An 11723-nucleotide genomic window follows, 5' to 3' on the forward strand; every position below is an offset into this window, starting at 1 on the left:
GATGCGACGCTACATCTGGAGGATGATCAGGGCGGTGCCTGGACCATTCGCTATGATGTCGCCGCGCCGCCATGGATGGGGCAGACCATGGGCTATCATCCGGGCAGTTGGAAGGATGGGGGGACGTTCCATACCTATCACGGGTCTGAGGAACTGGCGATCGAATGGGAAACGTTCGACTGGTCGCAGCAGCCCTTCGCCTACACACCCTACAAGGTCAGTGGGGAGCAACTGGCGACCAGCTTTGGTGAGGGCACGGGCATCGAGGACAAGGGCAATGACGGCAAGAAGACCCATGGCGTCGAATATCTGATGCGAGTTACGCTCCATGCCCCGGACGGGTCGGTCCATCGCGGCGCGGCGCAGGTCGAGATGTTCATCAATGGTTGCTATGATCCCTATGGTTTTGAATGAGGCTGGGGCTGGATGACAAGGTCGCGCTCGTGTCCGGTGGAAGCGCCGGCATGGGGCGGGCCATCGCGCTGGAACTGGCGCGGGAAGGCGCATCCGTGATGGTCGTCGCGCGGCGGGAGGGGCCGTTGCGCGACACCGTCGCCCAGATTGAAGAGCAGGGTGGGCGAGCCGCCTGGGTCAGCGCGGACGTGGCGGTGGAGGCGGATATCGGCAGGGCGGTGGCGCAGACACGCGCGGTGTTCGGCGATCCGGACATCGTCATCGGCAATGTCCGTTCCGTGCTGCGCTATGGTTTTGACGAGGCGTCCAGCGAGGATTTCCGGCTGAGTAACGAGCAGGTCGTCCTGTCACTGGCGATGCTGGTGCGCGAAACATGTCCGGCGATGAAGGCGAAAGGCTTTGGGCGCTTCGTCAATCTGGGGTCGGTCTGTGCGAAGGAACCGCATCGTTTCTTCGACATCGTCCTGTCAAATACCTATCGGACGGCGGCGGTGGGACTGGCGCGCAGCCTTTCGAACGAACTGGCGCCGTTCGGTATCACGGTGAACACGATCGCGTCGGGCAGCATCGACACCGGGTTGAACGAGGAAACCCAGGGCGGAGGAGCGGAGGCGCGGACGCCGCGGGAACCGCCGCCCGTCATCCAGATGGGGCGGCACGGGCGGCCGGACGAAATTTCGGGGCTGGCCGCCTTTCTATGTTCCGAGCGGGCCAGCTACATCACCGGACAGACGATCGCGGTGGATGGTGGCTGGACGCGCGGGTTGTTCTGACCGGGAGGCAAGCGGCATGACGGTGGAGGAATTGCTGGCGCGCGAGGCTATCCGCTACACGATCCAACTTTATAATCAGGCATCCGACACGGCGGATTATGGCCTGCATCATCAGGTGTTCCATCCCGATGGGGTGTTCGAGGTGCAGGGGCAGGGGAAGTATCGCGGCACCGATGCGATCATCGCGATGTTGTTGCCAGCGGCGGAACGGCGCGGCGCTTTTGCGAAGGGGAATTTCCAGCGGCATAATCTGACGACGACGATGATCGACCTTGCCACACCGTACACGGCGAAGGTCGTGACCTACATCATCGTCGTCACCGAATTGGGGATCGATCATGCCGGGCGCTATGATGATGAATTTGTGCGGCAGGGTGATCGCTGGCTGATAATGCGCCGACGCGCGACGATGGAATGGGCGCGGCCGGATTCGCGGTTCGTCCGTTGGCTGGGCAATGCGAAACCGGTCGAGACGGCGGGCGGCTAGGTTGGGCCTTTACAGGAATTCGACATGATTGTCGGCAGTTGCGGGATGAACCGTTGATCTGCCCTGCGCATAGACGTCGAAAATCTCCGGCCCCATTTCCAAGCCGTTGAACAATTCCATCGTCATCGGCTCACTGCATAAGTCGAGCATCTGGCCGACAAGCTGTTTGAAGGCATCTGTCTGCCGGATCGCATTGACCGCCTCCTCATTTCTGTAAGATTCGATTGCCACCAGAATGTCGGGATCGCGGCCGAAGCCGTAGAAGACGAAATTCGCATGTTCCTGCATGAACGCCATGGCATTTTTCCAGAGCGGATTGAAAATGGCCAGGAATTCGTCCCGCTTGCCAGGCTTGATCCGGTATTTGGATATGAAGATGTTGGATTGGGTGACGATGATTCCGGTCATAGGATCCTCTTCCTCATGCCCTCACGCCAGGGCAGGTTGATAATTTACATACGATTATGAATGTATGTTATCAAGAAGATTGGACATGGGCCGGACGGAGGAGCGGGCGGTGCTGCTCCTCCGTCCACTCCACCATTTAGAGGAAGGCATCCAGCGCGTCATAATCGTCGATCGCCGTCCCCATGCGGTGCAGGAATTCCAGCGTCGTATGCTCGGGCTGCATCGCTGGCATATCGCCAGTAGGACGCATGGTGATGGTCCAGAAGGCTAAAGCGGTGAACATCTGCTGGCGAATGTTGCGCAAGGCGTCGTTGAAGTCGATCGGTGGCACGCCCTTTTCCGCCATCAAATCGATGTAGAGGCGCAACAGATCCTCCAGCCAATCGCGCCTTTGTTCCACGGTCAGTGCGGTCAGGGTGGAGAAGATGAAATCACGGCTCCAATGTCCGATCGTCGTCAGCTGCCAGTCGGCCAGGCCCATGCGGTCATCTGGCGTGATGTACCAGTTCTTTAGATGGACATCGCTGTGGATCAATGTACGCGGCAGTTCCAGATGGCGCGCGACGGAGCGTTCGGTCGCTTCCCAGATTTCCGCGCTGCGGCGGACGAGGCGATCGGGCATTACATGCGCGGCAGCATCCCATCCCCTGCTGCAATAGTCGGGGAAATCGGGCGCGCCGGTCATCATGTCGCGCCACCAGCGGGGCCAATGTTTGAACGGTAGGGTCGCTGTCCCGAGTTCGGGGCTTTCGTAGAAGCGGGAATGGAGTTGGGACAAGGTCGTGACCAATGCTTCCGCCTGGTTGCGCGTTAGGGTCGTCCGCTCGTCCGGGAAATGAACCTTGCCGGCCATGTCATCCATCATGATGAGATAGGCAAAGCTGTTCGGATCGAATTTTGCGAAGCGTGGGACTGGTGCCTCGAAATCGATGCGAGGACGGACGAGATTGTAGAAATCCGATTCCGCCCGCGCCGTGTCCGAAACGCCCAGAACGATGCGGTTCTCGAGCGTTTCTGCTGCCTTGCAGAACACCGTGTCGGGTAGCCCCGCGCTGCGCCCCGCATCATTGTAGGACAGGAAGATGCGCCGGCGATTGGAAGAGCCGTCATCCCGTTCGTCAAACCGGAAATCTGTGACTTTTTTGCCCGGCGCATGGTTGCACAACACGGCGGTCAGCCATGTATGGGTAATCGCCTTATAACTGGTCGGCACTTCATGCGCCTGAAACACCGGACGGTCATGATCGGCTTCAGCCGCATATGCCGCTTTGATCGCTTCCGCCGAAGCCCCCATCGCATCCACTCCTTTGTTCAAATCTGCCCCAAGGCTGCAAATTTCAAATATATCGTTATGAAGCATATGATTAGCTTAACTGGTGTATTAGGCAAGGGCTGCCGTGATAGGCCACAGCAAATCATAATGCGTAATTGCAATTTGCACACATATATATAGTATGTATGCAAACAATCAAATTCCGACTGCGGCAGGTCGGGAAATCCGTTATCGACGCGAATATGGGAGAGATGTTTTGGAGCAGGAAGCGACGACGTTCGGCCTGAATCTGAAAGGCCAGGTTGCGGTCGTACTAGGTGCCTCTGCAGAAGGGGGTACGGGTTGGGCGATCGCGGAGGCGCTGGCCCGCAATGGTGCGACGGTGGTCGTTGCCGCGCGCAGTCTGCCGGAACTGGCAAGGCTGGCGGACCGGATCGGCGGTGCGGCGATGCGATGCGATGCAGGCGTGGAAGACGAGATCAAGGCATTGGCGGCCTTCGTCAAGGACCGTTATGGCCGGGTCGATATCGCGGTGAACAGTGCCGGCTTGTCAGTGATGGGCATGATCTCGGACATGACCCAGGAATTGCTCGACAACGCCACGCGCGTCAATTTCCATGGTCCGACCTTCTTCATCAAATATATGGCGGAGGCAATCGGCGAGAATGGTTCGATCATCTTCATCTCGTCCATGTCGACCACCCACCCGGTCATGCCGCACATCGCCTATGCCGCCGCGAAATCGGCGGCGGATTGCATCGTGCGCTATGCGGCGATCGAATATGGGCCACGCAATATTCGGGTAAATTCGATCCTGCCGGGGCCGATCAATTCCGACATGGCCAAGGAGGCCTTCGCCGACCCTGATTTCGAACGCGCCTATGCCAGGGAAATTCCGCTGGGCCGGGTCGGCCTGCCCGATGATTTCGCCAATGCCGTCCTGTGGCTGGCCGGCCCGGCCTATGTGTCAGGCCTCAACCTGCAAGTGAATGGCGGCAACCAACTCACCCGCATGCCGCGTCCCGACGAACTGGCCAAGGGCGCAGATTCATATGGTTCCGGCAAGGCGCTGGGAGATCGGTAGACTCAAGGCATAGAAAATCACAAAGGGGAGGAAAAGGCGTGGAGTTACTGAAACGGCCGCTCGCCGACTATATTCGCCATCTCTATGGAGATGCAGCGGTGCTGGAAGATGATGTCCGCTATCCGCGCGGATCGTCGCGCCTGACATGGTTTGTCGACTATCGGGCGCACCCGGGCGCAGCCATTTCCTCCATCGTCCTGCGCGCGGACTTTGAAGGAGGAAGCACCATTCATTCGTCGCTCGAACAGGAATATTTCATGTATGAGCGATTGGGGCAGAGCGCCGTTCCGGTCGCGCCGGTGCTGCGGTGGGAAGACGATCCGGCCTGGGCTGAGCGCCCCTTCTACATCCGTACGCAAATCAAGGGCGATTGGGAAATCCCTCATTTCAAGGATCCCGATCCGCAATATGACGATATGCGGATCGCGGTGTCCAAGGAGCATATGCGGAAATTGGCGCTGGTGCATCAGGTGGACTGGAAGGCGCTGGGTTTCGATACGCGCCTGTCCGCTCCCCCCAGCGTGGAGGCGTGCGCCGGCCACTTCATCGACCGCCTGATTGCACAACTGGCCGATTTCCAGCGTGAACCCATGCCCGTCGTGATCGAATGCCTGGGCGCGCTGCGCAAGGATGCGCCCGTCGCGCCCTACATTTCCCTCTGCAAAGGCACCAATGGCCTGGGCGAAGAAATATTCCTGGATGGCGAGATCGTCGCGATGAGCGATTGGGAGGAAGCGTCGATCGGTGATCCGGCGGCGGACTTCGCATCCTTGCAGGATCTGATCCCGGAGATCGAGCGGGATGGTCGCAAGATCTGGGGGCTGGAGCAGGCGCTTGCCTATTATCGGGAGGTCAGCGGAATCGACCTGCCGGTTGAGAATGTGCATTTCTATCAGCGTCTTCGCACGCTGGGCGCCATTCTCTACGGCCACAAGGCCGCGGTGGTCCTGCATAATGGCAAGGCGGATATCCGACAGGCCTGGACCGGCACGGAAGTCTTCCATCTCGCAAAGCGCATGCTTGCAGGAGCGGGCGGACTGGAAACGTCCATCAATCCCGCCTGGTTTGCTCAAATGAACGAGACTGTCGCATGAAGCCGATATTGACCCCCACCGCAACCGAAGTCGTGCGCTGCGTGCGAGAGACGATGGAGAGCGGGATCATCCCGACGCTGTCCGGTCGGACCGAACGCAGCAACGCGGCGACCATTCAGCATATGCTGCGCTATGTGGAATATCGGTTGGAAACCGAAGGACAGTTGCTGTTCGACGAGATCGCCTATCTGCGCGATCTGTTCCCCATCGCGCTTGCCTGGCTGGAAGGCCGGGCGGAGGGTGAGGAATTGGCGGTCGCCATCCGTCAGTCGATCGAGGCGCAGCCGGATCCTGCCGTCTATCCGTCGCTGAGCAGACTGGGCGAGAGAGTCGCCATGTTGCGGCAGCATATATGCGACCTGCTGCTGCTGTTGCAGGCTGCGCCGGAAGGCGATCGGGAGGCAACCGCACTGCATGAACAGGTCCGCGCCTATATCGTCTGGCAGCTGGAGCAGGAGGGCGGCAAGCTGGTCGAGCCGGCCTTTGTCGGCCATGGGCCGCGCCGCTGACGCCCTTGGCGGGAGGTGTTTTGCGCCACCTCCCACTTGACGGGATTATGCAGGGGCGGTTTCGCCCGACATCATCTGCGCCATCAGGCCGTCCATTTCCGCATCGGACATGGCGTGCGCGGCGGCGATCAACTGCTCTGCGTCGGCGCCGGCAATATAGCGCGCTACCGGGGTCGCATCGGTCAATGCGCGAACGAGGACTGCCGCGACCTGACTGGCTGTCGATGCGGTCAGCTCATGGCTGGCCTTCGCAGCGTCACGAAAGCCGCGATAAAAGGCGCCGTATAGCCGCTCTTCTTCCGGTGTCAGAGCATCGATCATCTGGCTGACCTGCATCAGTTGCGCATCGACCATCGGCGTCCTGATGCCACCGGGTTCCACCAACGCGACATGGACGCCCTGTCCGGCGACTTCGCGGCGCATGGCATCGGCCAGCCCCTCCAGCCCGAATTTGGAGGCGCTATACTGGCCGACGAAGGGCATGGCGACCTTCCCGGCCATGGAACTGGTGAAGGCTATCCGTCCCCGGCTCGCGCGGAGCGAAGGGATCACGGCCTGGAAAATGGCGAGGGCGGAGACGATGTTGACATCGAGCGTCCGCTGGACCTGCTTGAGGTTCGCCGTTTCCAATATGCCGATTGGCGCGACCGCCGCGCAGACTGCGACGCCGTCCAGCGGGCCATTGTCGATCGCAGCGCGAACCGCATCGACCACACTGGTCGGATCCGACAGGTCGAGGGGGAAGCAGGCCACCTCTGCATGAGCCGCACTGACGGCTTTTGCTTCCTGATCGTTCAGCACGGACGCGATGATTTCATGGCCCGCCGCCTTGAATGTCGAGACAAGGGCGGAACCGACGCCGCCCGCACCGCCAATCACCAGATATCGTGCCATATCCTGCTCCTGCTTTTTACGTCACTTTAGTCGAAAACGGGCCTGCCGGTAGAGTGTCGGCAGATCCGCCCCTATTGCCGATGTACCCGACCTTATTGGCCGAACTTATAGGTTAGGCGGATCATGACTTCACGCCCGCGGCTGACGGCGGCGAAGCGATCGCCCGGTACGCCAGCCGCCGTTCCCGTGCCGCTGCCGGTGAAGGGTACGTCAGTGGAGGCGACATAATAATATTTGTTGGTCAGGTTGCGACCGACCAGGGCCACCTCCCACTTGTCGTCGGTTTCGCTGACGCGCAGCGATCCGTCGAGCAGGGCATATTTGAGCATGCGTCCGTTCGGTGCGGAGGTGGCATCCGTCAGCATGCTGCTCGAATAATTGGCATCGACCGAGAGGCCCAGTTTCAGGCCTTGCGTCAAAGGCGTGTCATAGGAAAAGCCGCCGGCCAGATTCCAGCGCGGCGCGCGCGGGATTTCGGCACCGGACAGATCCTGGACGGGCGCGCCGGCGCTGCCGATCACGCAGCCCTGGGTCGGTGTCTGGCCATTATAGCAGGGGGCATTGGCAAAGGCGGCATAGCGCGCCTTGTTGTAGGCGGCGGCGCCATGAAGCGACAGACCGTCGAGCGGCGTGCGATAGTTGAAGTCGAATTCGACGCCCTTGATCTTGGTCGATGCAGCGTTGCGGATGGTCGAGCTGGCGTTGGTGAAGTTCACGACCTGAAGATCGTTGACGCGGTAGCTGTAGGCGGCGAAGTTCAGCCGCAGCGTCCGGTCGAGCAGAGCGGCCTTAAGCCCGGCCTCGAACCCCTTGATGGTCTGCGGATCATAGGACAGGTCGGTCGTCGCGATATTGTCCACCGAACTGGAATTGAACCCGCCCGATAAGAAGCCATGCTTATAGTTGCCGAAGATCGTCAAATCCTGCGTCGGGCGATAGGAAATGCTGATTTCCGGAGAGAAATCATTCCAGTTGCCGCTGCGTGTGACGAGTTGGTCGGTGACGTCGACCATGTTGTCGAAGGTGTTCTGGACCGGATCGACGAAGCCGACGCCACCATTGATGCCGTTCAGCACCTTGGTCAGCTTTTTCTTTTCATAGGAATAGCGTCCACCGGCGGTGATTTCGATCTGTTCGACCGGCTTGTAGCTCATCTGCAGGAAGGCCGAGTAAGCAGTGCCCTTCTGCACGAAATAATAATTGTTGATCTGGAAGGGTGTGCGCAGGGGGATGAAGCCCAGGCCGTTGGCGGTCAGCGAGGCAAGGCCGCTTTCTTCCGCCGCGAACAGGAAGGTCTTCGACCCCGTCTCCGCCTTGGTGACACCAAGATAGACGCCTGCGGTGAAGTTGAGCGGGCCTTCATAATCGGTCTGGACACGTAGCTCCTGGCTGAACTCCTTGTCCTTGTAGATATTTCGGCTTGGCAGGGCGATTGAATAGTCGTTTTCGTAATTTTCCGCCTGGATGAGGTCGACATCATAATAGCCTGTGATGGACGTCAGCTTTACTTCATCCGACGGGCTATAGTTGAGCTCCAGCCCGGTCAGAATCTGCCGCTGGCGACCATAGGGTTCGCCATCGCGGAAGGTGGGGTCGAGCGTCCCGACGATCGGACCGGACGAACCACGGATGATCTGGTCGTCCGCCTTGCAATTGTCGACCGATCCGGACTGCGGGCCGCCGAAGGGGCAGTGGATGAACTCGCCGGCCTGGGCCGGGCCGGCATATTTGGTGCGCGCGACATTGACCTTCAGCCGGGCATCGAAATTGTCGGTTGGTTCCCATTTGACCGTTCCGCGCAACGCATAGTCGCGATTATGCGGCAGGCGCTGTTCCTTGGGATAGAGATAGGCAGTCTCGGGCACTTGATTGTTCAGGTCGCCTTCGATGCGGGAATAATAGCCCGACAGGCGCACGCCCAGCGTTTCCGTGACAGGGCCGGAGACGTAGCCTTCCAGGCGCAGTTCGTCGGCGTTGAATTCATAGCCACCGCTCAGCTTCGCCTCGAAACTGCTGGTCGGGTCCGCCGTGCGGATGGAGACGACGCCGCCTGGGCTGTTCTTGCCATAGAAAAGGGCTTGTGGTCCTTTGAGTACTTCGACCTGGGCGATGTCGGTGTCGCTCATGCGGCGGACGGTTGCCTTGGCGATCTGTACGCCGTCGATGTTGAAGGAGACGGCCTGATCGCCGAAGGGGTTGCTGTCCGGCCCGCTGATGCCGCGCAACGCAATGTTGCCGCCCTGCACTGATCCGTTCTGGGGTGCGATGATGAGCTGCGGGACGATGCGCGCGATGCCGTCCAGATTGGTGACGGAACGACGGGCCAGTTCATTGGCGCCGACGGCGGTCATCACGACGGGGACGGCGATCGAGCTTTCGTCGCGTTTGCGTGCCGTGACCACGATATCGTCCAGACTGGCGGTCGGCTGGTGCGCGTTCGCATCCGTATTACCTTGTGCCATCGCGATGCCGGATGACGAAGCAAGTAGCGCCGCAACGAACAGCGAATCGCGCATGACAATATGGCTTTTCAACAGAACTCTCCCGGAACATGTAGCGATCTTGGCCTAGCTAACCGGCCGCATGGATATAGTGTATTAACGTACCATACGTCAAAGGATTATCAGCGCGTTTCTTAAAATAGCTGCCGAGCGCGCCATAGCTCTTGCAATCTGGTACGCTAGGGTACTAGATTGGCTATCACATATGAGAATGGCCGGACGCCGATAGCTAATGTTTCGGAAAACAAGGCGCATGTCGGCTTGGAGAGGAATGGATGTATGGGCACGGATTATGATGTCATCGTGGTAGGCGGCGGTGGCGCCGGCATGACGGCGGCGCTGTTCGCCCATGCCGCCGGTGCATCCGTGATGTTGCTTGAAGCGGATACTCAGTTGGGCGGGGCGACTCGTCTGTCGGGTGGGGTCGTTTATGCGGCCGGGACGAGCGTGCAGCAGGCGATGGGCATCGAGGACAGCCCGCAGGCCATGTATGATTACATCATGACCTTGAATGGCTGGCAGACCCGGCCCGATATCATCCGCCTGTTTGCGGAGCGAAGCGCGGCGACCGTCGAATGGCTCATCGGTCTGGGCGCAGAATATCAGTGGGTGGTGAAATCCGGCGTGGACACGGTGCCGCGCGGCCATTGCACGGTCGGGGCGGGTGACACGATCGGACGCTTGCTGATCAATGAAGTGGGCGCGAAAGGCATTGATACCGCGCTCGGAACACGGGTGGAGCGGTTGCTGATCGAGGATGGCCGGGTCGTGGGCGTCCATGCATCGGGCGTGGACCTGCGGGCGAAGGCGGTCATCATCACCACGGGCGGGTTCGGCAATAGTCCGGGGATGCGGGCCAAATATTTCCCGTCGGCGGCGCAGCATGGCGACATCGTCTATTCGGTCCACAATGATGCTCCATTCATCGTCGGCGATGGCATCAAGCTGGGCGAGATGATCGGCGCGCGCATCACCGGACATGATACGGGACTGGTGTTGCCGTCCGCCGGCCTGGTGCCCAATTCGGTGGAAGCCTTTCTTCCGCCCTGGTGCATGTTGGTGAATGATGAAGGGCGGCGCTTCATGCCGGAAAATTCGCCCTATGCCGTGTCGGGCTATCTGATCAATGAGCAGTCCGGCGCCCATGCATGGGCGATATTCGATGAGAAGACGCTGGTGGAGGGGAGCGCGGACAAGCGCTTTTCCGATCCCTACCACACCGGCGAGGTATCCCAGACCTGGGATGAGGATCTGATCCGCAAACATGTGGCGAGCAGGAAAATCCGCATGGCTTCAGACTTGGATGCGCTGGCCGACATGGTGGGCATTAACCGCCTGGCCCTCGCCGAGACGGTGGCGCGCTACAATCGGGATGCGGAAGATGGCGTCGACAGCGAATGGGCCAAGCAGGCGCCAAAATATTTCCCGATAGATGCCGCGCCCTACTTCGCCGTGGAGGTAAGGGCATCCGTGATAGGGCAGACCAGCGCAGGGCTGGACATCGATACCAAGGGGCGCGTGCGTGATCGCAACGGTATCGCGATTCCCGGCCTCTACGCGGCTGGCGAGATATTGGGCTGTACGAGCCCACTTCCTGGGAAGGACGCGCCGTCGGCTGGTAGTGGTTTTCGATGCCCGGAAGGCGATTTTCGGACAGGCGCTTCAGCGCCGTCGCATTGCTGACCGCAAAGCTGTCGATGCCACAGCGCAGCATCAACGGGATCTGGTCGATCAGCACATCGCCGACGGCCCGGATCTCGCCGGTATAAGCGAGTCGCGAGCGCAGCAGCGAGGCATGGCTGAAGGCCCGGCCATCGTTGAAGGCCGGAAACGCCACCGCGACCAGCGCGATGCGGTCCAGATGGCCGTCCAGCCTGCGCACGTCGTCCGCCGGGTTGATCAGCACGCCAAGGCCGGTTTCGCCGCCCTCGGAGACTTTCGCCAGGAAATCGTCGAGCCCGACGATCGCCTTCTCGTTCGAGCCCGCCTTGGCGTCCTCGGTTTCGATCACCCAGGGATCATCGGCCACAAAACCGGCTTCGTTCCAGATTTTCGTCATGATCGCTCTCCTCAGGCCGCCGCAGCCGTCTTGTCACCGTAGAGCGCATCCTTGAAGGGCTGCGGTCCGACGCGACGATAGGCATCGAGGAAGATTTCGGATGGATCGAGGCGCAGGCGCAGATAGGTGTCGACGATCACCTCGACGGCGTCCGTCACCTTTTCCGGCTCGAAGCCGCGGCCGATGATTTCACCGATCGACGTGTTCTCGTCGCCGGATCCGCCGAG

12 protein-coding genes and 2 pseudogenes are annotated in these 11723 nt (G+C 60.3%); 8 read left to right on the forward strand and 6 right to left on the reverse strand.

The features are described from left to right. The 3 genes from VMR39_RS04625 to VMR39_RS04635 all read left to right on the forward strand — a co-directional run. On the forward strand, nucleotides 1–414 hold a 414-nt coding region (locus tag VMR39_RS04625), incomplete at its 5' end, for a hypothetical protein (RefSeq protein WP_325414827.1). Further along, nucleotides 411–1187, forward strand: coding sequence for an SDR family NAD(P)-dependent oxidoreductase (locus tag VMR39_RS04630; RefSeq protein ID WP_325414829.1), 777 nt, complete (start codon nucleotides 411–413; stop codon nucleotides 1185–1187). The genes VMR39_RS04625 and VMR39_RS04630, both read left to right, overlap by 4 nt. A gap of 16 nt (nucleotides 1188–1203) precedes the next feature. Continuing rightward, a complete protein-coding gene (locus tag VMR39_RS04635; protein WP_325414831.1) occupies nucleotides 1204–1674 on the forward strand; it encodes a nuclear transport factor 2 family protein in 471 nt (156 codons plus the stop codon). Nucleotides 1675–1683: 9 nt separating this feature from the next. Here the strand turns inward: VMR39_RS04635 and VMR39_RS04640 are convergent, their stop codons facing one another. Together VMR39_RS04640 and VMR39_RS04645 are read right to left on the reverse strand one after the other, a co-directional pair. Further along, nucleotides 1684–2082, reverse strand: coding sequence for a putative quinol monooxygenase (locus tag VMR39_RS04640; RefSeq protein WP_325414833.1), 399 nt, complete (start codon nucleotides 2080–2082; stop codon nucleotides 1684–1686). A 136-nt stretch (nucleotides 2083–2218) separates the two neighbouring features. Further along, nucleotides 2219–3376 (reverse strand): aminoglycoside phosphotransferase family protein, encoded by a 1158-nt coding sequence (locus tag VMR39_RS04645; protein WP_325414835.1) that lies wholly within the window; start codon nucleotides 3374–3376, stop codon nucleotides 2219–2221. Between the two features lie 235 nt (nucleotides 3377–3611). Between VMR39_RS04645 and VMR39_RS04650 the strand changes: the two genes are divergently transcribed. The 3 genes from VMR39_RS04650 to VMR39_RS04660 are packed head-to-tail and all read left to right on the forward strand — an operon-like array spanning nucleotide 3612 to nucleotide 6042. Further along, complete coding sequence (locus VMR39_RS04650; RefSeq protein WP_325414837.1) at nucleotides 3612–4439, forward strand: SDR family oxidoreductase; 828 nt, start codon at nucleotides 3612–3614, stop codon at nucleotides 4437–4439. A gap of 38 nt (nucleotides 4440–4477) precedes the next feature. After that, nucleotides 4478–5533, forward strand: a complete 1056-nt coding sequence (locus VMR39_RS04655) for a phosphotransferase family protein (protein ID WP_325414838.1) — start codon at nucleotides 4478–4480, stop codon at nucleotides 5531–5533. Then, nucleotides 5530–6042, forward strand: coding sequence for a hypothetical protein (locus VMR39_RS04660; protein ID WP_325414840.1), 513 nt, complete (start codon nucleotides 5530–5532; stop codon nucleotides 6040–6042). The genes VMR39_RS04655 and VMR39_RS04660 overlap by 4 nt, the downstream gene beginning before the upstream one ends. Nucleotides 6043–6087: 45 nt before the next feature. Here VMR39_RS04660 and VMR39_RS04665 read toward each other — a convergent pair whose 3' ends face one another. Then, nucleotides 6088–6936 (reverse strand): SDR family NAD(P)-dependent oxidoreductase, encoded by an 849-nt coding sequence (locus VMR39_RS04665; protein ID WP_325414842.1) that lies wholly within the window; start codon nucleotides 6934–6936, stop codon nucleotides 6088–6090. Between the two features lie 92 nt (nucleotides 6937–7028). Then, nucleotides 7029–9470: a TonB-dependent receptor gene (locus VMR39_RS04670; protein WP_325414844.1), complete on the reverse strand. Its 2442-nt coding sequence runs from the start codon at nucleotides 9468–9470 to the stop codon at nucleotides 7029–7031. Nucleotides 9471–9716: 246 nt separating this feature from the next. On the opposite strand from VMR39_RS04670, the gene VMR39_RS04675 reads away from it, so the two are divergent. Continuing rightward, on the forward strand, nucleotides 9717–11120 hold the full coding sequence (locus VMR39_RS04675) for an FAD-dependent oxidoreductase (RefSeq protein ID WP_325414846.1): 1404 nt from the start codon (nucleotides 9717–9719) through the stop codon (nucleotides 11118–11120). Here VMR39_RS04675 and VMR39_RS04680 read toward each other — a convergent pair. After that, nucleotides 11098–11343 (reverse strand): annotated as a pseudogene (locus VMR39_RS04680) (DUF934 domain-containing protein); the annotation flags it as partial. The gene VMR39_RS04675 and the pseudogene VMR39_RS04680 overlap by 23 nt on opposite strands. On the opposite strand from VMR39_RS04680, the gene VMR39_RS04685 reads away from it, so the two are divergent. Then, nucleotides 11233–11538, forward strand: a complete 306-nt coding sequence (locus VMR39_RS04685) for a hypothetical protein (protein ID WP_325414848.1) — start codon at nucleotides 11233–11235, stop codon at nucleotides 11536–11538. The pseudogene VMR39_RS04680 and the gene VMR39_RS04685 overlap by 111 nt on opposite strands. On the opposite strand, the pseudogene VMR39_RS04690 reads toward VMR39_RS04685, so the two are convergent. Next, nucleotides 11508–11723, reverse strand: a pseudogene (locus VMR39_RS04690) (nitrite/sulfite reductase); the annotation flags it as partial. The gene VMR39_RS04685 and the pseudogene VMR39_RS04690 overlap by 31 nt on opposite strands.

The organism is Sphingobium sp. (assembly GCF_035511395.1).
Taxonomy (GTDB): domain Bacteria; phylum Pseudomonadota; class Alphaproteobacteria; order Sphingomonadales; family Sphingomonadaceae; genus Sphingobium.